The sequence below is a fragment of the Nonomuraea maritima genome, from assembly GCF_900100395.1.
GTDB lineage: Bacteria > Actinomycetota > Actinomycetes > Streptosporangiales > Streptosporangiaceae > Nonomuraea > Nonomuraea maritima.
Map to the genome: position 1 here is coordinate 59364 of NZ_FNFB01000017.1, position 26415 is coordinate 85778.

Consider the following 26415-nt stretch of genomic DNA (forward strand, 5'->3'; position numbering starts at 1 on the left):
ACCAATGGTCACGCTGCTAACGCGCCTTGACCGAGGCGTCCTCCGGCGGCCCCTCCGCGGTCGAGGCGCGCAGCCACCGGCAGCCGTGCGGGCCCAGCGGCACCCGTACGGTGTCGTCCTGCGCCACCGTGACCGTGCCGTCCACCAGGAGGTCCGTGAGGCGGCTGCCCGCGAGGCCGTCCAGCTTGAGCACCACGTCCTGGGCGGTGTCGCACAGGTTGTGGGCGACCACCACCGTGGCCCCGTCGGCGTCGCACCGGTGCGCGAAGACCGCCGGATGACCGCCGTCGAGCACGGTGCACTCGCCCCACGCCAGCTCGGGGCACTCGCGGTAGCGTTCGATCAGCAGCTGGAACCAGCGCAGCAGCGAGTCGGTGTCCCGCTTCTGGTCGGCCACGTTGACCCGGTCGGGCGCGAAGGCCCCCTCCGGGACGTCGCGGACCGGCCGCTCGCGGCTGAACCCGCCGTCCGGCGACCACTGCATCGGGACGCGGACCGCCATCCGGCCCTCCGCCTCCAGGTTCTCCCCCAGCCCGATCTCCTCGCCGTAGAAGATCACGGGGGTGCCGGGCAGCGAGAAGAGCAGGCTGTAGGCCATCTTGACCCGGCGCAGGTCGCCCCCGAGCATCGTGGGCAGCCGCCGGCGCAGCCCCCGGCCGTAGATCTGCATGTCCTCGCGCGGGCCGAACGCCTCGAAGACGTCCTGCCGCTCGTCCTCGGTGAGCTTGTCGAGCGTCAGCTCGTCGTGGTTGCGCAGGAACATCGCCCACTGGCAGTCCTTCGGCGGCTTCGGGCGCTCGCGCAGCGCCTCGGCGAGCGGGGTGGCGTCGCTGCGGGCCAGCGCCAGCCACGCCCTCTGCATGCCGATGAAGTCGAAGCACATCGTGATCTGGTCGCCCAGACCGTCCCCGAAGTATCGGACCAGTTCCTCGTACGGGACGTTGACCTCGCCGAGCAGGATCGACCCGCCCTGCCGCCTGGTCATGAACGCCCGCAGGTCGGCGAGGAAGTCGTGCGGGCTCGCGAGCTCGGGGTCGACGTTCTCGATGAGGTACGGCACCGCGTCCACCCGGAAGCCGGACAGGCCGAGCTCCATCCAGAAGCCGAGGATGCGCGCGATCTCGTTCCTGACCTCGGGGTTGGCCACGTTGAGGTCCGGCTGGTGCCGGTAGAAGCTGTGCAGGTAGTACTGGCCGGATTTCTCGTCGTACTCCCAGACGCTGTGCTCCTTGTCCGGGAAGACGATCTGGTCGGGGCTGTCCGGCTCGGGCTCGTCGGACCAGACGTACCAGTCGCGAAGGGGTGACTCGCGGCTCGACCGCGCCTGCTCGAACCAGGGGTGCCGGTCGGAGGTGTGGTTGACGACGAGGTCGGCGATCACCCGCAGGCCCCGGTCGTGGGCGGTGCGCATGAACTCCACGAAGTCGCCGAGCGTCCCGAGGCGCGGGTCGACGCTGTAGAAGTCGGTGACGTCGTAGCCGTCGTCCCGGTTGGGGGTCGGGAAGAACGGCATCAGCCACAGGCACGTCACACCGAGCCCGGCCAGGTAGTCGATCTGCTGGGTCAGCCCGCGGAAGTCGCCCACGCCGTCGTCGTTGCCGTCCTTGAAGGTCTCGACGTCCAGGCAGTAGACGACCGCGTTCTTCCACCAGACGTCCGAGGTGTACGTCAGCCGCATCGGAACCACCTCGTTGCTTCACTCATGGGTCGCGCCCCTACCCCAAGCGGGACCCATCGAACGGCCAAGAACGGCGGTCTTCAGCCGCCCAGGAAGGCGCTGAACTCCGCCAGGTCGATCAGGCCGTCGCCGTCCTGGTCCAGCTTGCGCACGCCCTCCTCGGCGGCCTGCAGCGACACGGGTTTGCCGAGCACGTCCATCAGCCGGACCAGCTCGACGGCGGAGATCCGGCCGTCGGCGTCGGCGTCGATCAGCTCGAAGGTGGTGGCGTAGTCGCTCATGGGGCGCCCTTCTCACGAGATCAGCTGTCGCGTCAGACCTTAGTCGCGACTTGTCGTAGCGCGTCGACAAATACTGTGACTTGTGGACGTACGTCGCCCTCGCGCCAGGCGATGGCCAGTTCGGCGGGCGGCAGCCCCGCCACGGGCCGATACGTCACCCCCGGCCGGTGGTAGAGGGCGGCGTTGCCCTCCGACACCAGGACGACGCCGAGCCCGCCGGTCACCGCCTCGAACACCTCCTCGGGAGTGTTCGTGGTGACCCCGACGACCGGTTCGTCGTCGCGTACGTCCATCAGCGGCTCCCGAGGGGACCGGCGGCTTCAGCCGTCGGGGGAATCGGGAGCGGGAGGGCCGTCAAGGCCCGAGCGTGCAGTGACAGAACCTTACGCATGCGTCGTCTCCACAGGATAGAGTCGGGTTCGTGCCTTGGAGCATCGGTCAGGGCTTGGCCGTCGCCTCCCGTGGAAGCGGGAGCGAGAAGCCGCTTCCTTTCAGGGAGCGGAGGAGTCACACCGAGCCAGAACGCGCGCAGGGGCCCGGCGGCCCTGGGCAGCGCGATGAACGGCTCGTCGCGCAATGCCGCGAAGGGCACCTCGTCCAGCTCCGCCAGAGGGTGCCCGGCGGGCACGGCCACGCCGCGCCGCTCACTGGCCAGCACGTGCGTACGCACTCCCGGCGGCACCGGCAGCCAGAGGAACGCCACGTCGGACGAGCCGTCGGCCAGCCCGCCGCTGGGGTCGTCCCAGCCGACGAGCCGCAACGACACCTCCCAGCCCGGCATGGCCTCGCGGAAGCGCCGCAGCGCCTCCTGCTGCAGCCCCCGCCCCACGGCCGTCTGCATCCCGATCACCAGCGTCCCGGACGGCGCCGCGGCCCGCGCCGCCTCGACCCCGTCCCGCCAGCGCTCCAGCAGGTCGCGCGCCACCGGCAGCAGCGCCGCGCCCTGCCGGGTGAGCACCACCCCGCTGTGCACCCGCTCGAACACCCGGAACCCGAGCTGCCGTTCCAGCGCCAGGTGGACGACGCCCGCGCCGAGCGGGCGCTGCGGGCGGCCCTCGACGCCGGCGCGACCCACGTGGACACCAGCGACGCGTACGGGGCCGACGGCCACAACGAACGCCTGGTCGGCCGGGTGATCAAGGACCGTAGGGACGAGGTGGTGGTCGCGACGAAGTTCGGTCTCGCCGTCCAGGAAGGCGAGGAGAGCCGGGCGTTCCCGGTCGGCTACGCCTTCCGCGAGCTGCGTGTGAACGCCGAGCCCCGCCTGATCAGGGGCTACGCCGAGCGCAGCCTGGCCAACCTGGGAACCGACGTGATCGACCTCTACTACGCGCACTATCCCGACCCTGGCGTGCCGATCGAGGAGACCGTCGGCGCGATGGCCGAGCTGGTGCGTGACGGGCTGGTTCGGCGGCTCGGCTTGTCCAACGTGACGGCCGCCCAGCTCAGGGCGGCGCACGCGGCGCATCCGGTGGCGGCGGTGCAGAACGAGTGGTCGATGTGGCGGCCCGTGGACGCCGATCTGCTCGCCACGGCGCGGGAGCTGGGCGTCGGCATCGTGGCCTGGAGCCCGCTGGGCAGCGGCTTTTTGACCGGCGGGGTCACGGAGCTCGGCGCGGGCGACTTCCGGCACAACGCGCCCCGGTTCTCGGCCGAGAACCTCGCGGCCAACCACGACCGTTACGAACCGATCAGGACGATCGCGGCGCGGCTCGGCCTCACCCCGGCGCAGCTCGCCCTGGCCTGGCTGCTGCACCAGGACGAGCACGTGGTCGCCATTCCCGGCAGCCGTACCCCGGCGCACATCGAGGAGAACGTGGCCGCCGCCGACGTCACCCTGCACCAGGACACCCTGGCGCAGGTCGCCGAGGCGCTGGCCAAGGCCGAGGTGGCGGGCGCGACGCTGCTGTGAAGCATCGCGCCCGCGTGTGTCAGGCGGCGTGCAGGTACACCTGACCGAAGACCTCGGAGAGGTGCTTCAGGTCGGTGGCCATGTCGACCTCGGGCTGGGCGGGGTCGTACAGGGTGGCCAGCCGGGGGCGGATCGAGCTGAGCTTCTTCAGCTGGTCCCAGGTGGCGTTGGCGGCCCACTTCTCGCCGTACGCCCGGTTGACCTGGCCCTTGTCGTTCTGCCAGCGGCTCCACAGCGTGACCGTCTGGGCGGCGTCGCTCTGCAACGGCGTGGCGATGTGGTCGGCGACGGCCTGGGCGGCCTGCTCGTCGGTGAGCCGGGCGGCGCCGGCGGAGGTGAAGGTGGCGTCCTCGGCGGAGATCTGGGCGTAGACGTCCCAGGCGCGGGCGCCGACCTCGATCCACTGGTTGCGCTGCGCCTCGGCGGCGTCGATGCCGTAGCCGGTGTAGGCGGTGGCCAGGTGGCCGCTGTCCAGGCCCAGCTGGTCGAGGTAGCCGTTGGCCAGCCACGCTCCGACGCGGTCGGGGTCGGGCATCGGGTACTGCTTGCTCATCTGCGTCTTGCACGCCTCGTTCGCGCCGCACCCGAGGACGGGGACGACGGTGTGCGCGGCCAGCTTCTTGCCCGGCAGCAGCGCGCGCAGCGTGGCCGAGGTCTCGGCGACGAACTTGTCCAGCTCGTCGGCGGTGGCGAAGGCCTGGTTGAAGCCGAGCTGCGAGGTGAACCGGACGCCCACGACGCCGGGCTGGGCGGCGGCCAGCGCGGCGACCTTCCGCGCGGCCTCGGCGAGCTTGCCCGCCTTGTAGTCGTCGGCCAGTTCGGTGTCGATCCAGATGCGCATCGGCGTGTCGGCGACCGCCTGCTTCGCGGCCTGCCCGGCCGGCGTCTCCATGGCCGAGGCCTTCTCGGCCTCGGTGACCGCGTTGGGGTCGGTGTAGCACTGCTCGCCGGTCCGGCACTCGGGGGTGCCGCCGTCCTGGGCGCCAGGGACGTCGGGGCTGTCGACGTCGTGCATCTCCCCGTCACCCTCGGAATCGGTCGGGCACACGGCACCCGGCTCTTCGCAGTCGATGGTGATCGGGTTGCGAGGGCCGGCGTCGATCATGTTCTGACCGTCGTTGTCAAGCCAGAACTTCGCCGTCTCCAGGGCTTCCTCGGGCGTGTTGAGCCAGCGGCAGACGACATAGGACGGGGTGCCGGCGGGCAGCTGGTCGTTGCAGCCGCGCGGGTCGTCCTCGGACCAGGCGGGCACGCCGATACCCAGCAAGGAGAGAGTGAGTCCGATGACGAAGACCTGCCGTAACCGCTGTCTCATAGGGCCTTTACCTTCAGGGTGTGATCGCGGGCAAACCGCACACTATCCGGACGACCCATAACGTTCAACGACATCAACGCTTTGTTCACGCCATAGTCGGCTTGACGTCGACGAGAAAACCCCCGAGACAACCTCTCCCCCGTCGGGCAGAATTACGGGGTTTGGCCATTCGCAGGGGGTAGAGCGCTCGTGCACGGATACCTACGCGACCTCGGGCTGCTCCGGGACCGCCGCTTCACCCTGCTGCTGATCGCCAGGACCGTCTCCGTCCTGGGCAGCGCCTTCGCCCCCGTCGCCCTGGCGTTCGGCGTGCTCGGCCTGCCGGGGGCGACCGCCTCCACCCTGTCCGTGGTGCTCACCGCCGAGTCGGTGCCCATGATCGCGTTCATCCTGGTCGGCGGCGTGATCGCCGACCGGCTGCCGCGCCAGCGGGTGATGATGGCCGGAGAGCTTCTCATGGCGGCCGGGTTCTTCGGCCTGGCGGCGATGCTGCTCACCGGCTGGACCCCGCTGCCCGCGCTGGGCGCCGCGGCCGCGCTGAGCGGCGTGGGCACCGCGATCGCGTTCCCCGCGCTGACCGGCATCATCCCCGAGGTCGTGCCGGCCGACCGGCTGCAGACCGGCAACGCGCTGCTCGGCCTCGGCGCGAACGCCTCCCGCGTGGCCGGCGCCGTCCTGGGCGGCGGCACGGTCGTCCTGTTCGGCGGCGGCTGGGCGCTGGTGGCGAGCGGCGCGATGTTCGCGGCCGCGGGCGTGCTGCTCGCGATGCTCCGCCTCGAGCCGGTCGCGCGGCCGCGCGGCGAGAGCCACTCGATGTTCGCCGACCTGCGCGACGGCTGGCGCGAGTTCATCTCGCGGCAGTGGATCTGGGTGGTGGTCGCGCAGTTCTCCCTGCTGGTCATGGCGATCCAGGCCGGGCACGGCGTGCTCGGCCCGCTGATGGCGAAGGAGAGCCTGGGCGGCCCCGCCGCCTGGTCGGCGTTCCTCGCGGGCGAGGCCGTCGGGACGATCGCCGGAGTGACGCTGTCGCTGCGGCTGCGGCCCAGCAGGCCGATCCTGGTCGGCGTGCTGCTGTGCCTGCCGACCGCCCTGCCGTACCTGCTGCTCGGGCTCGACGCGCCGCTCTGGGCGATCGTGGCCGGCGGGTTCGTGCTCGGCGTGTGCTTCGACGTGTTCGGCGTGCTGTGGCAGACGACGATGCAGCGCGAGGTCCCGGCCGAGTCGCTGTCGCGGGTCAGCTCGTACGACATGCTCGGGTCGCTGATGTTCGGCCCCATCGGGCTGCTGGCGGCCGGCGGCGCCGCCGCCTTCTTCGGCACCGAGGAGTCGCTGCTCGGCTGCGCCGTCATCATCGTCGTGGCCACACTGGCCGCGCTGCTGTCGCCCGGGGTGCGCAACTTGCGCGCCCCCCAGCGCCACGACACCGCCCCGGCCGACGCCGACGCGCGCTGAGCGCCGCCGCGAGCCGGCCCTGGTCAGCCTCGCAGTCAGTCGAGGACCGTCACCGAGCGCCCCTCGTCCACGGCGTACTCGCCCGCGGAGATCGCGCCGTGGCTCGCGGGTTCGAGCGTCAGCGAGACGACGCCCCCGGGCAGCACCCGCGAACCCTCTTCCACGGCGGCGAACGTCGCGGGCATTGATCCGTCCGGGAACAGGCGCTTCCCCGTCCCGACGACGACCGGGAACTGGAGCAGCCGGTAGACGTCGACGAGCCCTGCCTGATGCAGCGTCTGCACCAGCTTCCAGCTTCCGTGAACCTGGAGCTCCGTACCGGGAAGCTCCTTGAGGCGGCGTACCTCGTCGACCAGTTCACCACGCAGGACAGTGGTCGGGCTCCAGTCGGCTTCCTCGTCGGACAGCGTCGAGCCGGCGACATACTTCGGCAGCGTGTTGAGCTTGGTGGCGATCAGGTTGCCGGGTTCGGTGACCTTCGGCCAGTACCCACCGAGCAGATCGAAGCTCGTGCGGCCGAAGAGGAAGGCGTCGGCCGCACGGAACCAGCTCTCGACAACCTCGTTCGTGTGCGCCGAGGCGTGCGGAACGAGCCACCCGCCGCGGTCGAAGCCGCCGGAGCGGTCCTCGTCGGGGGCCCCCGGCCCTTGCATGACGCCGTCGAGGCTGACGAAGACGTTGACGCTGAGCAGCACGGTTCCTCCGGAAGTCGGGTCGCGTGCCGGTCACGGCCGACCGGCATGCGGACGCTAGCTCCCAGGCCCTGGACGGGTCTTGTACAGGAACGACATCGCGGCGGGCTCGCCGGACCGCAGCTCGCGCGCGGTGCGCCCAACGTAGCGACGCAACGCGTGGGCGAGGTGGGCCTGGTCGAAGTACCCGAGCCTGGCCACGACCGCGTGCCAGTCGTGGCCGTCGCGCAGCATCGCGGCCGCGGCGTTCGCGCGGTCGATCTGCGTCACAGCGGTCCGCGACAGTCCGGTCGCCGCGCGGTAGCGACGCTGAAGAGTACGCGCGGTCGGGTCGGCCCCGGGGTGCTCGCGCTCGCCGTCGCCAAGGCGCGATCGCACCAGCAGCCCCGCGTCCTGCAGCCGACGGACGAAGTGCTCGACGTTCTCGTACGTCGGCACCTCCCACTCATCGCCGCCGATGACCATCCTGCCTGAGTCCGTCACCGGGAACGACACGTCCCCGTTGACGAACGAGCCCGCGGGATGCGGCAGAAGAACCGTGCCGAGCGCGAACCGGACCCCGATGAACTCGGTGTCCGCCGGAACCGGCGCGACTGTCGCCCTCGTCTCGGGCCCGCGCAGGCCGGCGAGCAGGCGTCCCCGCGTCCGCGAGAGGATCAGGTGCCAGCAGGTGCGGGCCGCGGACGTCATCGTGTCCTCGGCATCGCTGTGGGTGCGCCACACGCGGTCGATGACGCTCGCGCCGATCTCGGTGTCGCGATGCTCGAACCGCAGGACCATGGCCTTGTCGACCTCCGATCGTCCGGGGCTAGCCGACGCGGCCGCTGGTACGCAGGCCTCGCGACGGGGTGCGTTCGTGCAGGCCGAAGCGGGGCTCGGGGGCGCGCTCGCCGTCGAGCACCTCGGCCACGTACCCGGCCAGCGCCGGGGCGTGCTTGAAGCCGTGCCCCGAGTCGCCGCCGAGCAGCCACACCCCGGGCGCGGCCTCGGCGAGCAGCCACTCGGCGTCGGGGGTGAGCGCGTACTGGCAGACCTGGCTGAACAGCACGGGCGCGGCGGCCAGCGACGGGAACCGGCGCCGCAGGTAGGCCCTCGCCTGCTCGACGCTCTCCGCGTCCACCGCGCGCGAGCCGTGCTCCGGCTCGTACGGCCGCCCCTCGGCGTCGGAGGTGGCCTTCATGCCGACGCCGTCCACGTCGCCGTGCCCGTACGCCGAGGCTCCGTGATCGACCCAGGCCGGCGTCTCCGGGACCGACCACGCGGCCGGCACCGCGAAGTGCAGCGTGTCCTGCTTGGTCACGGTGATCGGCAGCCCGTCGAACAGCGCTGGGAGCCACGCGCCGCACGCCCACACGACCCGGTCGGCGTGCCGGACCTCGCCGTCGATCTCGACCGCGCACGCGTACGGCGCCGCGTCGCCCGCCACCGGCACCGCCCGCGCCCTGACCAGCCTGACCCCGGCGGCTCGCGCCAGGTCGGCGGTCACCTGGGTGGCCCGTCTGGCCCTGATCACGCCGGCGTTCGGCTCCCAGAGCAGGAAGCTGAGGTCGTCGCCGCGGAAGTCGGGGAAGAACCGGCGGCCGTCGGCCGGGTCGAGCACCTCGCAGGGGATGCCGAGGTCGTTCAGCACCTGGGCGCTCGCGTGCTCCCACCCGTCCGGCGTGCCGGCGAACCACATCATGCCGGCCTCCTGGTAGAGCTCGACGCCGGTCCGCTCGCCCAGCCGCCGCCAGCCGTCCCTGGCCTGCCGGGCGAGGCGCGCGTACCAGTCGTCCGCGCCGTGCGCGCAGCGCAGCAGCCGGGTCTCCCCCGCGCTGGACTGGCGGACGTTCCCCGGCGCGTGCTGCTCGACCAGCGTCACCTGCCATCCGGATTCGGCCAGCCGCAACGCCAGCGATGAGCCCCAGATGCCCGCCCCGACCACAACGACCGATTTCATGACAACACGGTGGCCGAAAACGGCCTCCCGCCGCAAGAGACCGTCAGACGATGATCATCTGGACGACGACGCCCGCGCAGTTGCCGGCCACGCAGATCTGCACCGGCACCTCGTAGACGCCGCCGGCGGCCGGGGTGCCGCTCACCGCGCCGTCGGGGCCGATGCTCACGCCCCGGGGCAGTTTGCTGTGGTCGGTCACGGTGAAGGTGGGCAGCGCGCCCGGCGGCCCGCCCTCGATGCCGATCTCGCCGCGCAGCGGGACGCCCACCCTGCCGGGGAAGGTCAGCTCGCGCGGCTGCCACGGCACGTTGGCGTACACCACGAGGGTGAGGTCGCTCTCGGAGCACTTCACCCCGACGCACCCCCGCACCCGGGCGACGTACGTGCCGGGGCCGCGCGCGGTGCCGGACAGGCTGCCGTCCTCGGCGACCCTGACACCGGCTGCGAGGTGGCCCGGATGGAAGACGACGCCGTCCGCGTGGGGCAGCAGGCGCTCGCTCACCGCGATGCCGTCGGTGAGGTAGACGGTGTCGACCACGAGCAGTTCGTCGGGCTGGGCGTACTCGGCGACGTGGAACGTGCTCGGCGTGGCCGGGTGCTCCGCCGACATCTCCACGACGGGGGTGTTGATCGACGACATGGTCGGCGACACCAGGCAGACGGCCAGCCCGGCGATCATGACGACCCACCAATGCCGCATCATCACCCCCGGTACACGTAGCCCGGTACGTACCCCTTTCCGCGCCCCGCGTCACCTCGCACCGCACACGGGCGTCCCATAATCGGTCGCATGGCCGCTGAATCAGCTCAGACCCTCGAACGCGGGCTCCGCCTGCTGCGCCTGCTGGCCGACGGCAAGGGCGGGCGCACGCCGACCGAGCTCAGCGCGGAGCTGTCGCTGAGCCGGCCGGTGGTGTACCGCCTGTTGACGACCCTGTTGGGCGAGGGGTTCGTCCGCCGTGACGCCGAAGGGCTGGTGCACCTCGGGTTCGGCGTGCTGGCGCTGGCCCAGGCCGTGCAGCCGCTGCTGCGCGCGGCTGCGGTGCCGACGCTGCGGAGGCTGGCCGAGCAGGTGGGCGCGACCGCGCACCTGACCGTGGCCGAGGGCGACGACGGGCTGGCGGTGGCGGTGGTGGAGCCGTCCTGGACGCAGATGCACGTGGCCTATCGGGAGGGTTCACGTCACCCGCTGACGAAAGGGGCGGCGGGGCGGGCGATCCTCGCCCTGCGCCAGGGACGGCACGACTACTTCCTCTCTGAGGGGCAGTTGCAGGAAGGGGCACGTGGCGTCGCCGCGCCCGTCCCCGGTCTGCCGTGGCTGGAGGCATCGGTCGGGGTGGTGACGTTCGGAGCGCTGGAGGAGTCCAGCGGACCGCGCGTCGTGGCCGCCGCCGCCGAGCTGGCCGCCGCGCTGGGTTGACATCATCCGGACGATGGCGGACGGTAGGCACGTATAGAGGACACAACTGTCCGATAAACGGACGCCATGGGGAGCGGGGTGCCGGATGCCGTACTACCGGGTCGTGGGAGAGGTGCCACGGAAACGGCACGTGCAGTTCAGGCGGCCGGACGGCGGCCTGTACGCCGAGGAGCTGATGGGCGAGGAGGGCTTCTCGTCCGACTCGTCACTTCTCTACCACCGCCACCTGCCCACGGCGATCGTCAAGGCGGAGGCCGTCACGCAGCTGACGGCGCCCCGGCTGGAGCCCAACGTCCCGCTCTCCCCACGCCACTTCCGCACCCAGGAGCTCACCTCGGCGGGCGACCTCGTGTCGGGACGCATGCTGCTGGCGGGCAACGCCGACGTCCGGCTTTCGTACGCCACCAGCGACCGGGCGAGCGAGCTCTACCGCAACTCCATGGGCGACGAGTGCGTCTACGTGCAGAGCGGGCGGGCCCGCTTCGAGTCCACGTACGGCGCGATAGAGGCCGGCCCTGGCGACTACGTCGTGATCCCGACCGGCACCATCCACCGCTGGGTACCCGACGGGCAGGTCAACGCGCTGGTCATCGAGGCGTCCGGGCACATCAGGCCGCCGAAGCGCTACCTGTCGCAGTACGGCCAGTTCCTCGAGCACGCCCCCTACTCCGAGCGCGACCTGCGGGCGCCGTCCGAGCCGCTCCTCGTGGAGGGCGAGGAGGTGCCCGTCCTCGTCCGCACCCGCGGCGGGCTCACCAGGCTCGTCTACCGCAACCACCCGTTCGACGTCGTCGGCTGGGACGGCTGCCTGTATCCGTACGCGTTCAACATCGACGACTTCGAGCCCGTCGTGAAGCGGACGCACGCGCCGCCGCCGGTGCACCAGACGTTCGAGGGTCCGGGGTTCGTGGTGTGCTCGTTCTGCCCGCGGCCCCTCGACTACCACCCCGAGGCCATTCCCATCCCCTACAACCACCACAACGTCGACTCCGACGAGTTCATGTTCTACGTGGGGGGCGACTACTCGGCGCGCAGGGGGTCCGGCATCGACGTCGGCTCGATCTCGCTGCACCCCGCCGGGTTCACGCACGGCCCGCAGCCGGGCGCGGTGGAAGCCGTGATCGACGCCGTGGGACGCGGCGTCACGACGACGAGTGAGGTGGCCGTCATGGTCGACACCTTCCGTCCGCTGGACCTCGGCAGGGACGCGCTGTCCTGCGAGGACCCCGAGTACGCCTGGACCTGGGCACGATGATTCTCTACAACGCACTGGTGGACGACGCCGGCCTGTTCCCGCCGACGTCCCTGCACATGGACGAAGCGCTGGCCCGCCACCGCCGTGATCTCGAAGGCGGCCATCCGGTGCTCACGCACCGCATGCTGTGCCCCGCGAGCCGGATCGACCGGCTGCGCGACCAGGCCGACCGGCCGCGCAGGATCGGGCTCATCCTCGACACCGACGAGGTGCCCGACTTCGGCGACCTGCCCGTCGACATCGTGGAGACCACGCTGCCGCCCGGCACGTCGATCGCCGCGCTCGCCGCCAAGCTGTCGCTGCCGCCGGGCGTGCGGCTGTTCGTCGAGGTCCCGGCCGGCAGGCTGGGACTGGACGTCCCCGCCGGCGCGGGCCTGAAGGTGCGCTGCGGCGGCGCGTCGGCGGACAAGTTCCCGCCGGTCGAGGCTCTCGCGCAGTTCATCCGGTTCTGCGTGGACAACAACGCCCCGTTCAAGGCAACCGCCGGGCTGCACCACGCCGTACGCCACTTCGACCCGTCGATAGGTGTCGACCGGCACGGCTTCCTCAACCTGCTGCTGGGCGTCTGCGAGGCGGTCGAGGGCCGCGACCCCGCGCCCGTGCTGCGCACCACCGACGTCGGCCACCTCGTGCGGATGGCGAACGCCGTCGAGGACGACACCGCGGAACGGGCCCGCCACCTGCTGGTGAGCTACGGCTCGTGCAACACCTCAGCGCCGCTGGAGGACCTGCAGGCGCTCGGACTGATCCAGGAGGCCCGCCGGTGAGCTTCGGCGTCGACAACCTTCCCTACGCGGTCTTCTCCTGCCCGGGGCAGCAGCCCCGGGTCGGGGTGCGGTACGGCGACCGCATCCTCGACCTGGCCCCGGCGCTGCACGACGAGGTGTTCGCCGCCCCGTCGCTCAACCCGTTCATGGCGCGGGGCCGTACGGCCTGGCAGAGCACCAGGCGGCTGATCCAGGTCAAGCTCACCGACGACCTCGCGGTGACCGAGCCGCATCTCGTCCCGCTGGAGCGGGTGCGCCTGCACATGCCGTTCGAGGTGGCCGACTACGTCGACTTCTACTGCTCGCTGGAGCACGCGAGCAACATCGGCAAGATCTTCCGTCCGGGCTCCGAGCCGCTGCAGCCCAACTGGCGGCACCTGCCCGTCGGCTACCACGGCAGGGCGGGCACGGTCGTGGTGTCGGGCACACCCGTGCGGCGCCCGCACGGGCAGCTCGGGCCCGGCAGGTTCGGACCGAGCGAGAAGCTCGACATCGAGGCGGAGCTGGGCTTCGTGATCGGTGTGCCGACCGAGATGGGCTCGCCCGCGGGCGCGTTCGAGGACCACGTGTTCGGCGTGACGCTCGTCAACGACTGGAGCGCGCGCGACATCCAGGCGTGGGAGTACGTGCCGCTGGGGCCGTTCCTCGGCAAGTCGTTCGCCACGTCCGTCTCGCCGTGGGTGACGCCGCTGGAGGCGCTGCCGCGCGTCCCCGGCCGCCCGCAGGACCCGGAGCCTGGCGGTTACCTGCGCCGCCAGGGCGACTGGGGGCTGGACGTCTCGCTGGAGGTCCTGCTGAACGGCGAGGTCGTGGCGCGGCCGCCGTACTCGGCCATGTACTGGACGCCGGACCAGATGCTCGCCCACATGACGGTGAACGGCGCGTCCCTGCGGACGGGCGACCTGTTCGCCAGCGGCACGATCTCCGGCCCCGAGCCGGAGCAGCGGGGTTCGCTCATCGAGCTGACCTGGAACGGCACCGAACCGATCAAGCTGCCCGGCGGCGAGACGCGCACGTTCCTCCAGGACGGCGACACGGTGACCATCAGGGCCACGGCAGGCAACCTGACATTGGGCGAGGTGTCCGGAACCGTCGGATAAGTGACTCGGCGTGCTCAACATGTGACTCACCGCTAATCTTGGATTCCCTTCCAACGGAGAGCAGGAGTCACATGCGGCGCGCCGCGTTGTTCTTTGTCGCCTTTGCCCTGGTCAGTGGGTGCGGGAGCTCGGCGGCGGAGACCCCCACGGCGCCCCCGGTCGTCCACGTCTCGCCCGCGCTCGACAGCGAGCGGGCGCGCACCGACCGCGGGCTGGTCGTCACCGCCCAGGGCGGCACGCTCAGCCAGGTGCTGGTCTCACAGGGCGGCGAGCCCGTCCCCGGCCGGCTCGACCCGACGCGTACGACGTGGCGCACCGACTGGACGCTCAGGCCGGGCACCGACTACACGGTGACCGCCACCGCCGTCCGGCAGGGCTCGCCCGCCGCAGTGGCGATGGGACGCATCCGCACCCGCCAGGCGCCGAGCACCCTCGGGCTCATCTCCACCGTCCCGCTGCCCGGCGAGACCGTCGGCGTCGGCATGCCGATCATCCTCGACTTCGACCGTGCCGTGCCCGACCGCGCGGCCGTCGAACGGGCGCTCGAGGTCACCGCGGAACGGCCGGTCGAAGGGGCCTGGCGCTGGACGAGCCCCACCCGGGTCGTCTACCGCACCCGTACGTACTGGCCGGCGCGGCAGACCGTCACGGTCACCGCCCACCTGGCGGGCGTGCGCGCCGGCACCGGCCTCTACGGCGCCACCGACACCACGTTCTCGTTCGCGGTCGGCCGCGACCAGCGCAGCACCGTCGACACGAAGACCCACCAGATGACCGTCACCCGCGACGGCAGGCCCGTGCGCCACATGGCCATCAGCGCCGGCATGGCCACCACGTACGAATACACCACGACCAGCGGCGTCCACCTGACCATGGACAAGGGAAATCCCGTCCGGATGATTTCCCCCGGCCGCGAGGAAGGCGACCCCGAGTATTACGACCTGCTCATCGACCACGCCGTACGCATTTCCGACAGCGGCGAATACGTGCACGCCAAGGACAACGTCTGGGCGCAGGGCCGGCAAAACGTCAGCCACGGTTGCGTCAACGCCAGGCCCGACCAGGCCGCCTGGTTCTACGCCACGTCACTGCGCGGCGACCCGGTCGTCATCACCGGCACCTCCCGCCGGCTCGAATGGCACAACGGCTGGGGTTTCTGGCAGCTGACATGGGAGAAATGGAGGCAAGAGAGCGCGCCGGCACCACGTCAGCAGGTGCCGGAGCGGTGATATCAGGATTAGGGTAGAGAAAGGGAACCCCCCACAGGAGACCGGCCCGTTGTCCCAACAGGAGGGCCACACATGGATGAATGGATTATCTGGGTAATCCTGGCCGTCGTTCTCGGCGTGGCCGAGATTTTCACTCTGACGGCCTCCTTGGGACTGCTCGGCGCGGCCGCTCTCCTCACCGCCGCGACCGCGGCGCTCGGGTTGCCCCTCCCCCTACAACTGATCTTCTTCGCCGCCTCCTCCGCCGCGGGCCTGCTGGTGCTCCGGCCGATCGCGATGCGTCACGTCAGACAACCCCCGTTGCAGCGGTTCGGTGTGGAAGCACTTGTCGGGAAGCCCGCCTACGTCGTCTCGGAAGTGTCGGGCACCGACGGACGCGTGCGCATCAAAGGCGAGGAATGGTCGGCGCGCGCCTATGACGAGACCCTCGTCATCCCCGCCGGGACGACCGTCGACGTCATCGAGATCGAGGGGGCCACAGCCCTCGTCTATCCCCGGGAGTGATCCATGGATCCGCTGTTCATAGTCGGATTGTTCATCATCCTTTTCGCGGTCGTCACCTTGTTCAAGGCCGTGCGGATCATCCCGCAGGCCCGGGCGCGCAACGTCGAGCGGCTCGGCCGCTACCACCGCACGCTCAAGCCCGGCCTCAACTTCGTCATCCCGTACATCGACCGGGTCTACCCGATGATCGACCTGCGCGAGCAGGTCGTCTCGTTCCGCCCGCAGCCCGTCATCACCGAGGACAACCTCGTCGTCGAGATCGACACCGTCCTGTACTTCCAGGTCACCGACCCGCGGGCGGCGGCGTACGAGATCGCCAACTACATCCAGGCGGTCGAGCAGCTCACCGTCACGACGCTGCGCAACGTCGTCGGCTCGATGGACCTGGAGAAGACCCTCACCTCCCGCGACACGATCAACAGCCAGCTGCGCGGCGTGCTCGACGAGGCCACCGGCAAGTGGGGCATCCGCGTCAACCGCGTCGAGATCAAGGCCATCGACCCGCCCAAGACCATCAAGGACGCGATGGAGAAGCAGATGCGGGCCGAGCGCGACAAGCGAGCCGCGATCCTCACCGCAGAAGGCCAGCGTCAGTCGCAGATCCTCACCGCCGAAGGTGACAAGCAGAGCCGCATCCTGCGCGCCGAGGGCCAGCGCTCGGCGGCCATCCTGGAGGCCGAAGGCCAGTCGCGGGCCATCGACCAGGTCTTCCAGGCGGTCCACCGCAACGACCCCGACCCGAAGCTGCTCGCCTACCAGTACCTCCAGGTCCTGCCGCAGCTCGCCCAGGGCCAGGGCAACACGTTCTGGGTGATCCCCAGCGAGGTCACCTCGGCGCTGCAGGGCGTCTCGAAGGCGTTCACCGAGGCCCTGCCCCGCTCGGAGGCGACCCGCGACGAGGCGCCCGTGGGGGCCGAGACGGACGCGGACGTCGCCAGGGCTTCGGAGGCGGCTGCCGAGGCGGTCGCCGACGCCCAGGAGGCGGAGCGCCCCAAGGGCCCCCGCCAACTCACCCAGGCCGCCCAGGACCCCTCGCCGTTCCCCTCAACCGCCGCCCACGAGCCCTCCGAGGCCGACCGCTGACATCCGAGAGGCGCCCGCCCACCCGGCAGGCGCCTCTCACACGTTCAGCCACGCTCGCGACCGTCACCCGGCAAGCCGTCCCCCAACCGACGGGCCAGGTCGTCGCGCCAGGCGGCGATCCACTTCCGCAGTTCGACCACCCGATCCTCCGACACGCCATAGGGCGCAAGATCGTCGACGAGCATGTCCGCCGCTCTGGGCAACCTGATCGAGGCGAAGAGGTCGAAGCACCCCGTCGGGATCACGATCCTTCATACGAGCGAGCCCGAGCGCCTCCAGTTCCCCGTACGTGTGCGAGCCGGCGGCGCCGGGCCCCTTCCCGGGACGGCTCCTTCACTCGGGTATCTGGCCGTCGGCGAAGTACGCGGCCAAGTCCGGGTCGAGTGGGGGGACGTCGTAGGGCAGGCCGGCGTTGCGTAGCGAGAGGGTGGCCATGTGGCCGGCGGCTACGCTCATGCGGGCTGCCACCGGGGAGGTGTCGGTCGCCCCGCCCTCGCGGACGAAGCGGCAGAACTCCGCCATGATCCGCGCGTCCGCGCCGCCGTGCGAGCCCTCCGCCGCCGGCACCTGGTACGCGATGTCGCAGTCGGCGCGGTACCCGCTGGGCCCGGTGTTCCAGACCTTCACCGTGTCGCCCGGCCCGTCGCCGAAGTTCTCCAGGCGCCCCTCGGTGCCGATGACCGTGTAGTTGCGCACGTAGTCGGGCGAGAAGTGGCACTGCTGGTAGGCCGCGATGACCCCGTTGTCGAGGCGCATGTTCATGACCGACACGTCCTCCACGTCGACGACGTGGTGCAGGTCCGTACGGGCGGTCGGCGGCCAGTCGTACTCCTGCAGCCAGTTCGCCGGACGGGGCGTGCCAGGGGCGCGGCGCGGCAGGTCGCCGTAGAGCATCAGGTCGCCGAGGGCGTTCACCCGCGTCGTGTAGCCGCCGGCCAGCCAGTGGATCACGTCGAGGTCGTGGGCCGCCTTCTGCAGGAGCAGGCCGGTGGTACGGGTGCGGTCGGCGTGCCAGTCCTTGAAGTAGTAGTCGCCGCCGTAGGAGACGAAGTGCCGCACCCAGACGGTCTTCGGCTCGCCGATGACGCCCTTGCGGATGATGTCGCGCATGAGACGGACGACGCCCATGTGCCGCATGTTGTGGCCGACGTACAGGCGGGTGCCGGTCTCGCGGGCGGTGCGCAGGATCGCGTCGCAGCCCTCGACCGTGATGGCCATGGGCTTTTCCAGGTAGACGGCCTTGCCGGCCCGCAGGCAGTCGATCGCGATGCGCTCGTGCGTGTCGTCGGGCGTGTTGACCACGATGGCGTCGATATCGGGCCGGTCGAGCAGGTCGCGGTAGTCCTCGGTGACGTACCCGGCCTCGAACTGGCCCGCCCGGCTCTTGAGCACCGCGGGGTCGGAGTCGCACAGCGCCGCCACGACCGAGCCGCGACCCGGCCGGTGCGCGGCCAGCGCCAGACTCGTCCGTAGTCCCAGTCCGATGACGCCCAGGCGCAGGTCCTCCACTGGTGTCCTTTCCGTGGCAATCCAGTGATCGACATCCTATTCGTCCCCTCCGAGGGGGCTTGCGTGAAGCAGAGCTGTGGGGGCACTTAAGAATCCCTCGATGGACACGTGGCGGGACGAGCGGGCACAGTGCGTTAGGTTCACAGAGGGGGAAGAGGTGCCATGAAAGCGCTGGTCAAGGAACGCGCGGAGCCCGGGCTCTGGTTGGTCGACGTCCCGGAGCCCGAGGTCGGTCCCGGCGAGGTGAAGATCCGGGTGCTCCGCACCGGCATCTGCGGCACCGACCTGCACATCCGCAAATATGACGACTGGGCGCGCAACACGCTCCAACTGCCGCTCATCGTCGGCCACGAGTTCTGCGGCCACGTGGTCGAGGTCGCGCCCGGCGTCGAGGACATCGCCGTCGGCGACCTCGTCAGCGGCGAGGGCCACATCGTCTGCGGCAAGTGCCGCAACTGCATGGCGGGCCGCCGCCACCTGTGCCGCAACACCGTCGGCCTTGGCGTGAACCGCGACGGCGCCTTCGCCGAGTACGTCACGCTGCCCGCCTCCAACGTGTGGGTGCACCGCCTGGCGATCGACCCCGACATCGCGGCGATCTTCGACCCCTTCGGGAACGCCGTGCACACCGCGCTGTCCTTCCCCCTTGTGGGCGAGGACGTCCTGATCACCGGCGCCGGCCCGATCGGGCTGATGGCCGCGGCCGTCGCCACCCACGTCGGCGCGCGCAACGTGATGATCACCGACGTCAGCGACGAGCGGCTCGACCTCGCCCGCAAGCTCGGCGTCTCGCTCGCCCTGAACGTCGCCACGTCCTCCATCGACGAGGGCATGCGCCGGCTCGGCCTGCGCGAGGGCTTCGACGTGGGCCTGGAGATGTCCGGCAACCCGACGGCCGTCCGCCAGATGATCGCGAGCATGACCCACGGCGGGAAGATCGCCATGCTGGGGCTGCCCGCCGAGCAGTTCGCCATCGACTGGGCCACCGTGGTGACGTCCATGATCACCATCAAGGGCATCTACGGCCGGGAGATGTACGAGACCTGGTACAACATGTCCGTCCTGCTGGAGAAGGGCCTCGACCTGTCTCCCGTCATCACCGACCGGTTCTCGTACCGAGACTTCGACGCCGCCTTCGACACGGCCGCGAGCGGCCGCACGGGCAAGGTCATTCTGGACTGGAGCGGAGGAGCTCGGCCGGAGAGAGCGAGCACCGAGCCAACGGAGGCCGAAGCGGCCGCGACCATGAACAGGAGCGCTTGATGTTCACCAACGTGCGGGAGCAACTGCGTACGACGCTCGACGAGATCGCCGAGGCCGGGCTGCTCAAGCCGGAACGCGTCATCTCCACCCCGCAGAGCTCCCAGGTCAGCGTGGCCGGACAGGAAGTGCTGAACTTCTGCGCCAACAACTACCTGGGGCTCGCCGACGACCCGGCCGTGGTCGACGCTGCCAAGGAGGCCCTCGACCGCTGGGGCTTCGGCATGGCGTCCGTACGGTTCATCTGCGGCACCCAGGAGGTGCACAAGGAGCTCGAAAGCCGCCTGTCGGAGTTCCTCGGCATGGAGGACACCGTCCTCTACAGCTCCTGCTTCGACGCCAACGGCGGCGTGTTCGAGACGCTGCTCGACGCACAGGACGCGGTGATCTCCGACGCCCTCAACCACGCCAGCATCATCGACGGCATCCGGCTGTCCAAGGCCCAGCGCTTCCGGTACGCCAACCGCGACATGGCCGAGCTGGAGGCCCGGCTGAAGGAGGCGTCCGACGCCCGCCGGCGGCTGATCGTCACCGACGGCGTGTTCTCCATGGACGGCTACGTCGCCCCGCTGCGCGAGATCTGCGACCTGGCCGACCGCTACGACGCCATGGTGATGGTCGACGACTCCCACGCCGTCGGCTTCGTCGGCCCCACCGGCCGCGGCACGCCCGAGCTGCACGGCGTCACCGACCGGGTCGACATCATCACCGGCACGCTCGGCAAGGCGCTCGGCGGGGCCAGCGGCGGCTACGTCTCGGCGCGCAAGGAGATCTGCGACCTGCTGCGCCAGCGCTCGCGCCCGTACCTGTTCTCCAACTCGCTCGCCCCGGTCATCGCCTCGGCGTCGCTGCGCATCCTCGACCTGCTGGAGACGTCCGGTGAGGCCCGTGAGCGGCTGCGCGCGAACACCGCGCGCTTCCGCAGCGAGATGACCAAGGCCGGGTTCGACATCCTGCCGGGCGACCACCCGATCGCCCCCGTGATGATCGGCGACGCCGCCAAGGCCGCCGCCATGGCCGAACGCCTGCTCGACCTCGGCATCTACGTGATCGGCTTCTCCTACCCCGTGGTGCCGCACGGCCAGGCCCGCATCCGCGTCCAGCTGTCCGCCGCCCACTCCACCGAGGACGTCGACCGCGCGGTCCAGGCGTTCATCCAGGCGCGCGGTTGAGTATCCTCGCCCGGTGAAGAGCCCGGCCGCCCCTGATGGGGCGGCGGGCTCGCGACCAGCGCGGGGAGGACGACCGCCCCGCCGCACCGAGTGAGGCCGGCGACACCTTGATAGACACCCGGCGGCTGCGTACGTTGCGCGCGGTGGCCGATCACGGCACCGTCACCGCCGCGGCGGCGGCGCTGCACCTGACCCCCTCCGCCGTGTCCCAGCAGCTCATCGCGCTGGAACACGAGGTGGGACACCGCCTGTTCAGCCGTGACGGGCGCGGGGTGCACCTCACGGCCGTCGGCCGCATTTTGCTGGGTCACGCCAACGAGGTGCTGGCCCAGCTCGAACGCGCCGAGGCCGAGGTGGCCGGGTACGCCACGGGCACGGCCGGCGAGGTCACCGTGGCCTGCTTCGCGACGGCGATCAGCGCCGCGCTCTCCCCCGCCGTCGCGGCGCTGCGCACGTCCGCGCCGGGGCTGCGGGTACGCGTACGCGACGCCGAGGGCGACCACAGCCTCACCATGCTGTTGGACGGCGAGGTCGACCTGGCCGTCACCGTGGAGTACCGGGGCGCGCCCGACGCCTCCGACCGCAGGCTGTGGCGCAGCCCCCTCTACGCCGAGCCGTTCGACCTGGTGCTCCCCCACGACCATCCCCTGGCCGCTTCCGCCACCCTCGAGTCGCTGGCCGCCGAGACGTGGATCGGCCCGTACCCGGGCAACCCGGTGCACGACGTGATCACGTTCGCCTGCCAGCAGGTGGGCTTCACGCCCAATCTCATGCACTGCTCGGACGACTTCCGCGCCGTGGTCGCCCTGGTCGGGGCGGGCGCGGGGGTGGCGCTGGTGCCGCGGCTGGCGCTGCGCGACATGACGGCACCGGGGGTCGTGGTGCGGCACACGCCGGGGCCGGAGCGCCGGGTCTTCGCGGCCGTACGCCGCGGCTCGGAGGCCCATCCGCTGCTGCGCCCCCTCCTCGCCGCCCTCCGCGAGGTCACCGCCTCCCTCGGAACGACCTGAAACACTCCCCCCATATCCGAGCATCTCCTTGGGTATGTCCGCCTTCACCCACGGCCTGGCGCCGGCGGGAGCGGCTGCCCGATCGCCTGATCTTGAGGAGTAGCCTGCGGCCCATGACCCGCGACGGGCCGGGCGGCCTTCCCTACCGCAGGCTGCTCGGCCTGCCCGGGGTCGCGGCGCAGGGCGTGCTCGGGTTTCTGGCGCAGCTCACGCAGCAGGTGGCGCCTGTCGGCATCGTGCTCGTGACGCAGCAGGCCACCGGCTCGCTGGCCTTCGCGGGGGCGACGGCGGCGGCATTCGCGGTGGGGCTGGGCATGGGGCGTCCCGTGCAGGGGCGGCTGATGGACCGGCGCGGCACCGGGCCCGTGCTGGCCGGCACGGCGTTCCTGCACGTGGCGGCGCTGCTGGCGCTGCTCGCCTGCGCCCGCGACGGCCTGCCGTGGTGGCCGCTGCCCTTGCTGGCCTGGGCGGCGGGGATCGGGCTGCCGCCGATCTCGGTCAGCATGCGCATCGCGTGGAGCGCCAGGACGTCCGCCGAGGGGCGTACCGCCGCCTACAGCCTCGTCTACCTGGTGCAGGAGTCGGCCATGATGGTCGGGCCGCTGGTGTTCGGGCTGCTCATCGCGGTGGCCTCGGCGTCGCTGGCGCTGGGCGTGGTCGCGGCGGCGGCCGGGGCCGGGACGCTGGCCTTCGCCCGCGCGCTGCGCACGGGGCGGGTCGCGGTCGTCCGGCAGCGGGGGCGGGTGTTCGCCGATCGGCGGATGCTCATGCTGCTGGCCGTGACCACGCTGCTCGGGGCCGTCGTCGGGGCGCTGCAGGTGGGTGTGCCCGCGCTGGCCGCCGCCCGCGACGTGCCGGCCGCCACCGGGTTGCTCGTGGCCGCCCTGTCGCTGGGCGGCATCGCGGGCGCCGCCGCCTACGGGGTCCGCGTCTGGAGGGCGCCCGTCCCGGTGCGGCTCGCGTTACTGCTGCTCGTGCTGGGGCTCGTCCTCGCTCCGCTCGCGCTGGTGGGGGCGCTGGCGGTGTTCTGGGTGGCGCTGTTCGCGGGCGGGCTCGTGCTCAATCCGTCGCTCACGACGTCGTCCCTGCTGGTGGACGAGTACGCGCCGGCCGCCCAGGCGGAGGCGTTCGGCTGGGTGTCCACGACGATCGGCATCGGCGGCGCGCTGGGGTCGGCGGTGGCCGGCGCGACCGGCGAACGTTTCGGACCCTCGGCGCCCTTCGCCGCCGCCGCCACCTTCGCCCTGCTGTCCGCCGTCCTCGCCACCACCCTGATCCCTCGGACGCTCAGGCGCGTGCCACGTTGAGGGCTTCGGTGAAGCGGGCGTGGACGGCCAGTTCCGCCTCCGCGGGCTCCAGCACCATCTCACGGCCGACCTGTCCGATCGCCGTGCGCAGCGCTCTGGCCGTACGGCGGGCACGGCGGCGTCCGCCGATCCAGGCCACCAGCCTGGACAGCAACGCGATGAGCACGCCCGCCACCGCGCCGCCCAACAGCAGCACCGTCGGCCACGGCACCTCTCCCGCGGTCGGCACCGGCGGCTTCGGCAGGCGCAGGTAGTCGAGCGCGAACAGCACGCCGAGGCACGCCGCCCCGGCCAGCATGGTCACGAGCACCAGCCACTGCAGCACGTTCACGGCCCGCCACCAGCGCGGGCGCCGCGTCGCGCCGGCCGAGGTGGTGGCCACCACCCGGTCCACCGCGTCGGCGAGGTCATGGGTACGCGACCGCGCCGCCTGCCGCACCGCCGCCGCCCATGGGCCGGGCAGCCCGGCCGCGGCCGCCTCGCCGACGTCCCTGACGGCCGTCTCCACCTGGGCCCGCTGCACCGCCGACGCGGCCGGGACGGACGTCCGCCCCACGACCTCCCCACGGGACGCGGGGCCGGACGTGCCGGTGACCTCGGGGGCGAGGCCGAGGCGCAGCCTGCGCAGCGGGTCGGGACGGAACTTCCTGATCCACCGGGTGACCGGCCAGCCGGTGGCGACGATCGCGCGGTGGCGGTGTCCCTTGGCCACGGCCTCCACGACGAGCGGCACCCCGGCCGCCGCGCACAGCGCGTCCGTGAGCGCCCTCTCGGAGGGCCCTTGCCGCGGTGTCCACTGTTCCTGGGGCGGCACCCCGCCCGCGCCGGCGGAGGCCAGGCGACCGGCGGCGGCGGTGACGTCGGCGGCCAGGCGGGCGGACCACGACGTCCGTCGCGCGACCCGGTCGGCGAGCAGCGTACGCAGGTCGTCCAGCCCCTGTCCGGTACGCGCCGAGACGGCGAGGACGGGCACACCGGCGAGTCCGTCGGCGTCCAGCAGACGGCGCAGGTCAGCCAGGCAGCGCTCGACGGCCGGGGCGGGCAGCCGGTCGACCTGGTTGAGGACCACCACCGTCACGTCGCGGTGCTCCGCCAGCGGGCGCAGGTAGCGCTCGTGCAGCGCGGCGTCGGCGTACTTCTGCGGGTCGACCACCCAGATCAGGAGGTCGACCAGCTCGACCAGGCGGTCCACCTCCAGCCGGTGCGACAGCCGGATGGAGTCGTGGTCGGGCAGGTCCAGCAGGACGAGCCCGGACAGACCGGACGCTCCAAGCCCTGCGGAGTGGCGCTGGGGGACCTCGAGCCAGTCCAGCAGCGGGCCCGCACCCCCGCCGTCCCAGAGGGACGCCTGGGCGGCGGAGGTCGTGGGCCGGGTGACGCCCACGGCCGCCAGGTCGGCGCCCGCGAGAGCGTTGTAGAGGGACGACTTGCCGCTGCCCGTCGCCCCGGCCAGGGCGGCCACGGTGTGCTCGACCGACAGGCCGCGACGGGCCCCGACGCGTCCTGCGACGACGCGGGCGGCCGCCACCGGCTCGTCCGGCAGCCGTCCCTCGCCCAGCTCGGCCGCCTCCAGCAGGGCGTCGACCCGCGCGTCGAGCGACGGGGTCTCTCTGCGGCGCAGCAGCTTCACGGGCTCTCCTCGACCCCGCCCGCACGCCCGCGCGCACCTGTGTCCGGTTCCGGGGTCGGGCGCTGGGCCGGGAGCGCCGGGCGGGTGGACGCGGCGGGAAGGGCGGTGCGGTGGCTCCTGACCAGGGCGACGGCCTCCACGAGGGCTTCGGCCGTGCCGCCCGGAGGTTCGACCGTCTCCAGGACGGCGGTGAAGCGGCCCGCCTCCTCCCCCAGCAGCAGCCGTACCCGTTCGCGCAGGTCGTCCCGCGCCCTGACGGTCAGCGTGCGCACCGCCTGGTCGCCGAAGACGGCCTCCAGCAGCTTCTGCGACAGCACGCTCGTCCCGCCTGCGATCCCGACCTCGATGCCGGTCAGACCGCCCGTGGAGGCGAACACGGCCAGCATGAGCAGCAGCCCCGCGCCGTTCACCCCGAACGACGCGACCCTGGCCGCCGTACGGCGCTCGCCGCCCTCCTCGCGTACGAGGTCGAGGACGAACTCCTGCCACCCGCGCACCGCGGCCTCCGACCGCTTGCCGAGGTCGGGCGAGGCCCGGCCGAGGCGGGCGGCGTCGACGGCGCCGAGCCGTTCGAGCAGGCCGGGGCCTCCTGGGGCGGCCGACCAGCCCTCCAGGGCCCGCTCGGCAGAGCCGTCGGCCGCGCCCCTGATGAGCGACCCGACGCCACTCTCCAGGGCGTCACGCAACTGCGCCTCCGGCACCCGGCCCGTGAAGAAGCCGACCACCCGGTCGCGGACGCGGCCCACCCGGCTCTCCAGCGAGCGCATGAGGTCACCGGTGCCGATGAAGTCCTGCCAGCGGGCCAGCACCTCGCCGCGCAGCAGGGATCCGTCGCGCATGCCGGCGTCGAAGTCGGCCATGCCGCCCGCGTACGCGGCCGTGACGATGGAGCGCAAGCCGTCGAAGGCGGTCTGCTGGCGTTCGACGGCGGCCGCGAGGGCGGGCACCCGGACGTCGAGGCTGTCGAGCGCGCCGGACAGCGTCTGGCGGACGACACGCGACCGCTCGGCGGCGTCGGCGGCCAGCCCCGCCAGCCAGGACGCGATGGGTTCGACGTACGGTTCGGGCAGCCGCGCCTTCTCGTCGGGCAGCGGGGCCTCAGGGACGGTGAACAGGCGGGTGCCTTCGAGGCCGTTCTCGGCGAGAAGGCGGGTCAGGTCACGCTGGACGGGCTCGACGGCGTCGGGCGGCACCCGGTCGAGGACGACGGCCAGCGCGGTGCTGCGTTCGCGGGCCGAGCGCAGGAAGCTCCACGGCACCTCGTCGGCGTAGCGGGCCGCCGTCGTGACGAACAGCCACAGGTCGGCGGCGGCCAGCAGTTGCGCGGCGAGCTCGCGGTTGGAGGTCACCACGGAGTCGATGTCGGGCGCGTCGAGCAGCGCCAGCCCGGCCCCGAGCGCGTCGGAGGTGACCACGCGCAGCGCCCCGGGCCCTGAGCCGGTGGCCCTGGACAGGCCGGGCAGCACGTTCTGGCCCATGAACCAGCCGTGGTCGGCCTGGCTGACGACGAGCGTCGGGACGAGCGTGGTGGGCCGCAGCACGCCCGGCTCGGTCACGTCGGCCCCGACGAGCGAGTTGACCAGCGTCGACTTCCCGGCCCCGGTGGAGCCGCCGACGACTGCGAGCAGCGGCGCGTCGATGTCGCGCAGCCGGGGCAGCAGGTAGTCGTCGAGCTGGCCGGTCAGCTCGCGCAGCGCACGCCGGTCGGCGGCGGCCTCGCCCACGGCGAGCGGGAAGAGGTCACGGTAGAGCGGCCGGCGCAACGCCTCCAGCGCACCCAGCAGATCCATACCGATCACGTACCCACCCAAACCCCCTTCACCGCCCCACAACACCCCGAACCCCACCCCGTACGGACACCGCCCAGTCGCAGAACCCCGGCCGGTGAGGTCAGAGGCCC

Annotated in this window: 26 protein-coding genes; 13 read left to right on the forward strand and 13 right to left on the reverse strand. The window is 72.0% G+C overall.

Annotated elements, in window-relative coordinates:
- Positions 1-16 precede the first annotated feature (16 nt).
- The 4 genes from BLR04_RS24570 to BLR04_RS24585 all read right to left on the reverse strand — a co-directional run bounded on the left by BLR04_RS24570 (position 17) and on the right by BLR04_RS24585 (position 3034).
- Positions 17-1678 (reverse strand): alpha-amylase family protein, encoded by a 1662-nt coding sequence (locus BLR04_RS24570; protein WP_090769482.1) that lies wholly within the window; start codon positions 1676-1678, stop codon positions 17-19.
- Between the two features lie 80 nt (positions 1679-1758).
- Positions 1759-1959 carry an EF-hand domain-containing protein gene (locus BLR04_RS24575; protein WP_090769484.1) on the reverse strand — a complete coding sequence of 67 codons (201 nt, stop codon included), beginning with the start codon at positions 1957-1959 and terminating at the stop codon, positions 1759-1761.
- Between the two features lie 32 nt (positions 1960-1991).
- Entirely contained in the window at positions 1992-2252 is a 261-nt protein-coding gene (locus BLR04_RS24580; protein WP_090769486.1) for a LysR substrate-binding domain-containing protein, read from the reverse strand.
- The gene (locus tag BLR04_RS24585) at positions 2252-3034 is read right to left on the reverse strand and encodes a LysR family transcriptional regulator (RefSeq protein WP_245740470.1); all 783 of its coding nucleotides are present in this window, start codon (positions 3032-3034) and stop codon (positions 2252-2254) included. Before BLR04_RS24585 ends, BLR04_RS24580 begins: the two co-directional genes overlap by 1 nt.
- Between BLR04_RS24585 and BLR04_RS24590 the strand changes: the two genes are divergently transcribed.
- Complete coding sequence (locus tag BLR04_RS24590; protein ID WP_245740471.1) at positions 2975-3871, forward strand: aldo/keto reductase; 897 nt, start codon at positions 2975-2977, stop codon at positions 3869-3871. The genes BLR04_RS24585 and BLR04_RS24590 overlap by 60 nt on opposite strands.
- A 19-nt stretch (positions 3872-3890) precedes the next feature.
- On the opposite strand, the gene BLR04_RS24595 is transcribed toward BLR04_RS24590, so the two are convergent.
- Complete coding sequence (locus tag BLR04_RS24595; protein WP_090769488.1) at positions 3891-5186, reverse strand: hypothetical protein; 1296 nt, start codon at positions 5184-5186, stop codon at positions 3891-3893.
- Between the two features lie 189 nt (positions 5187-5375).
- Between BLR04_RS24595 and BLR04_RS24600 the strand changes: the two genes are divergently transcribed.
- Positions 5376-6638 carry an MFS transporter gene (locus tag BLR04_RS24600; protein WP_090769490.1) on the forward strand — a complete coding sequence of 421 codons (1263 nt, stop codon included), beginning with the start codon at positions 5376-5378 and terminating at the stop codon, positions 6636-6638.
- Positions 6639-6673: 35 nt separating this feature from the next.
- Here the strand turns inward: BLR04_RS24600 and BLR04_RS24605 are convergent, their stop codons facing one another.
- The 4 genes from BLR04_RS24605 to BLR04_RS24620 are packed head-to-tail and all read right to left on the reverse strand — an operon-like array spanning position 6674 to position 9972.
- A complete protein-coding gene (locus BLR04_RS24605; RefSeq protein ID WP_090769492.1) occupies positions 6674-7333 on the reverse strand; it encodes a dihydrofolate reductase family protein in 660 nt (219 codons plus the stop codon).
- Positions 7334-7387: 54 nt separating this feature from the next.
- Positions 7388-8110: a helix-turn-helix domain-containing protein gene (locus tag BLR04_RS24610; protein WP_090769494.1), complete on the reverse strand. Its 723-nt coding sequence runs from the start codon at positions 8108-8110 to the stop codon at positions 7388-7390.
- Positions 8111-8138: 28 nt separating this feature from the next.
- Positions 8139-9269 carry an NAD(P)/FAD-dependent oxidoreductase gene (locus BLR04_RS24615; RefSeq protein ID WP_090769496.1) on the reverse strand — a complete coding sequence of 377 codons (1131 nt, stop codon included), beginning with the start codon at positions 9267-9269 and terminating at the stop codon, positions 8139-8141.
- 43 nt (positions 9270-9312) lie between these two features.
- Positions 9313-9972, reverse strand: coding sequence for a putative Ig domain-containing protein (locus BLR04_RS24620; RefSeq protein ID WP_143022179.1), 660 nt, complete (start codon positions 9970-9972; stop codon positions 9313-9315).
- Between the two features lie 87 nt (positions 9973-10059).
- Here BLR04_RS24620 and BLR04_RS24625 point away from each other — a divergent pair, with 87 nt between their 5' ends.
- The 7 genes from BLR04_RS24625 (at position 10060) to BLR04_RS24655 (ending at position 16627) form a co-directional block, all read left to right on the forward strand.
- The gene (locus BLR04_RS24625; RefSeq protein WP_090769500.1) at positions 10060-10689 is read left to right on the forward strand and encodes an IclR family transcriptional regulator; all 630 of its coding nucleotides are present in this window, start codon (positions 10060-10062) and stop codon (positions 10687-10689) included.
- A gap of 85 nt (positions 10690-10774) precedes the next feature.
- Positions 10775-11944 carry a homogentisate 1,2-dioxygenase gene (locus BLR04_RS24630; RefSeq protein WP_090769502.1) on the forward strand — a complete coding sequence of 390 codons (1170 nt, stop codon included), beginning with the start codon at positions 10775-10777 and terminating at the stop codon, positions 11942-11944.
- Entirely contained in the window at positions 11941-12711 is a 771-nt protein-coding gene (locus BLR04_RS24635) for a hypothetical protein (RefSeq protein WP_090769503.1), read from the forward strand. Before BLR04_RS24630 ends, BLR04_RS24635 begins: the two co-directional genes overlap by 4 nt.
- The gene (fahA, locus tag BLR04_RS24640) at positions 12708-13811 is read left to right on the forward strand and encodes a fumarylacetoacetase (protein WP_090769505.1); all 1104 of its coding nucleotides are present in this window, start codon (positions 12708-12710) and stop codon (positions 13809-13811) included. The genes BLR04_RS24635 and fahA overlap by 4 nt, the downstream gene beginning before the upstream one ends.
- 71 nt (positions 13812-13882) lie before the next feature.
- Positions 13883-15040: a L,D-transpeptidase gene (locus tag BLR04_RS24645; RefSeq protein WP_090769507.1), complete on the forward strand. Its 1158-nt coding sequence runs from the start codon at positions 13883-13885 to the stop codon at positions 15038-15040.
- Between the two features lie 72 nt (positions 15041-15112).
- Complete coding sequence (locus BLR04_RS24650; protein ID WP_090769509.1) at positions 15113-15544, forward strand: NfeD family protein; 432 nt, start codon at positions 15113-15115, stop codon at positions 15542-15544.
- A 3-nt stretch (positions 15545-15547) separates the two neighbouring features.
- Complete coding sequence (locus BLR04_RS24655) at positions 15548-16627, forward strand: SPFH domain-containing protein (RefSeq protein WP_090769512.1); 1080 nt, start codon at positions 15548-15550, stop codon at positions 16625-16627.
- A 44-nt stretch (positions 16628-16671) separates the two neighbouring features.
- On the opposite strand, the gene BLR04_RS40850 is transcribed toward BLR04_RS24655, so the two are convergent.
- Together BLR04_RS40850 and BLR04_RS24665 are read right to left on the reverse strand one after the other, a co-directional pair.
- A complete protein-coding gene (locus tag BLR04_RS40850; RefSeq protein ID WP_176903269.1) occupies positions 16672-16812 on the reverse strand; it encodes a hypothetical protein in 141 nt (46 codons plus the stop codon).
- Positions 16813-16960: 148 nt separating this feature from the next.
- Positions 16961-18136 (reverse strand): Gfo/Idh/MocA family protein, encoded by a 1176-nt coding sequence (locus BLR04_RS24665; protein ID WP_090769516.1) that lies wholly within the window; start codon positions 18134-18136, stop codon positions 16961-16963.
- 162 nt (positions 18137-18298) lie between these two features.
- On the opposite strand from BLR04_RS24665, the gene tdh reads away from it, so the two are divergent.
- The 4 genes from tdh (at position 18299) to BLR04_RS24685 (ending at position 22885) form a co-directional block, all read left to right on the forward strand.
- Positions 18299-19399: an L-threonine 3-dehydrogenase gene (gene tdh / locus BLR04_RS24670; protein ID WP_218129140.1), complete on the forward strand. Its 1101-nt coding sequence runs from the start codon at positions 18299-18301 to the stop codon at positions 19397-19399.
- Positions 19399-20568, forward strand: a complete 1170-nt coding sequence (locus tag BLR04_RS24675) for a glycine C-acetyltransferase (protein WP_090769518.1) — start codon at positions 19399-19401, stop codon at positions 20566-20568. Before tdh ends, BLR04_RS24675 begins: the two co-directional genes overlap by 1 nt.
- Before the next feature lie 35 nt (positions 20569-20603).
- Complete coding sequence (locus BLR04_RS24680; protein ID WP_245740473.1) at positions 20604-21578, forward strand: LysR family transcriptional regulator; 975 nt, start codon at positions 20604-20606, stop codon at positions 21576-21578.
- A gap of 113 nt (positions 21579-21691) precedes the next feature.
- Positions 21692-22885 carry an MFS transporter gene (locus tag BLR04_RS24685; protein WP_090769520.1) on the forward strand — a complete coding sequence of 398 codons (1194 nt, stop codon included), beginning with the start codon at positions 21692-21694 and terminating at the stop codon, positions 22883-22885.
- On the opposite strand, the gene BLR04_RS24690 is transcribed toward BLR04_RS24685, so the two are convergent.
- Positions 22866-24515, reverse strand: coding sequence for a YfjP family GTPase (locus tag BLR04_RS24690; RefSeq protein ID WP_090769521.1), 1650 nt, complete (start codon positions 24513-24515; stop codon positions 22866-22868). The two genes, BLR04_RS24685 and BLR04_RS24690, sit on opposite strands and share 20 nt — an antisense overlap.
- Positions 24512-26305 (reverse strand): GTPase domain-containing protein, encoded by a 1794-nt coding sequence (locus BLR04_RS24695; RefSeq protein ID WP_090769522.1) that lies wholly within the window; start codon positions 26303-26305, stop codon positions 24512-24514. The genes BLR04_RS24690 and BLR04_RS24695 overlap by 4 nt, the downstream gene beginning before the upstream one ends.
- Between the last annotated feature and the right edge of the window lie 110 nt (positions 26306-26415).

Coding starts and splice junctions, on each gene's coding strand:
- BLR04_RS24570 (WP_090769482.1), bottom strand. CDS start 1,678: ATGCGGCTGACGTACACCTCGGACGTCTGGTGGAAGAACGCGGTCGTC.
- BLR04_RS24575 (WP_090769484.1), bottom strand. CDS start 1,959: ATGAGCGACTACGCCACCACCTTCGAGCTGATCGACGCCGACGCCGAC.
- BLR04_RS24580 (WP_090769486.1), bottom strand. CDS start 2,252: ATGGACGTACGCGACGACGAACCGGTCGTCGGGGTCACCACGAACACT.
- BLR04_RS24595 (WP_090769488.1), bottom strand. CDS start 5,186: ATGAGACAGCGGTTACGGCAGGTCTTCGTCATCGGACTCACTCTCTCC.
- BLR04_RS24610 (WP_090769494.1), bottom strand. CDS start 8,110: ATGGTCCTGCGGTTCGAGCATCGCGACACCGAGATCGGCGCGAGCGTC.
- BLR04_RS24615 (WP_090769496.1), bottom strand. CDS start 9,269: ATGAAATCGGTCGTTGTGGTCGGGGCGGGCATCTGGGGCTCATCGCTG.
- BLR04_RS24620 (WP_143022179.1), bottom strand. CDS start 9,972: ATGATGCGGCATTGGTGGGTCGTCATGATCGCCGGGCTGGCCGTCTGC.
- BLR04_RS24625 (WP_090769500.1), top strand. CDS start 10,060: ATGGCCGCTGAATCAGCTCAGACCCTCGAACGCGGGCTCCGCCTGCTG.
- BLR04_RS24630 (WP_090769502.1), top strand. CDS start 10,775: ATGCCGTACTACCGGGTCGTGGGAGAGGTGCCACGGAAACGGCACGTG.
- BLR04_RS24635 (WP_090769503.1), top strand. CDS start 11,941: ATGATTCTCTACAACGCACTGGTGGACGACGCCGGCCTGTTCCCGCCG.
- BLR04_RS24645 (WP_090769507.1), top strand. CDS start 13,883: ATGCGGCGCGCCGCGTTGTTCTTTGTCGCCTTTGCCCTGGTCAGTGGG.
- BLR04_RS24650 (WP_090769509.1), top strand. CDS start 15,113: ATGGATGAATGGATTATCTGGGTAATCCTGGCCGTCGTTCTCGGCGTG.
- BLR04_RS24655 (WP_090769512.1), top strand. CDS start 15,548: ATGGATCCGCTGTTCATAGTCGGATTGTTCATCATCCTTTTCGCGGTC.
- BLR04_RS40850 (WP_176903269.1), bottom strand. CDS start 16,812: ATGCTCGTCGACGATCTTGCGCCCTATGGCGTGTCGGAGGATCGGGTG.
- tdh (WP_218129140.1), top strand. CDS start 18,299: ATGAAAGCGCTGGTCAAGGAACGCGCGGAGCCCGGGCTCTGGTTGGTC.
- BLR04_RS24675 (WP_090769518.1), top strand. CDS start 19,399: ATGTTCACCAACGTGCGGGAGCAACTGCGTACGACGCTCGACGAGATC.
- BLR04_RS24680 (WP_245740473.1), top strand. CDS start 20,604: ATGGGGCGGCGGGCTCGCGACCAGCGCGGGGAGGACGACCGCCCCGCC.
- BLR04_RS24685 (WP_090769520.1), top strand. CDS start 21,692: ATGACCCGCGACGGGCCGGGCGGCCTTCCCTACCGCAGGCTGCTCGGC.
- BLR04_RS24695 (WP_090769522.1), bottom strand. CDS start 26,305: ATGGATCTGCTGGGTGCGCTGGAGGCGTTGCGCCGGCCGCTCTACCGT.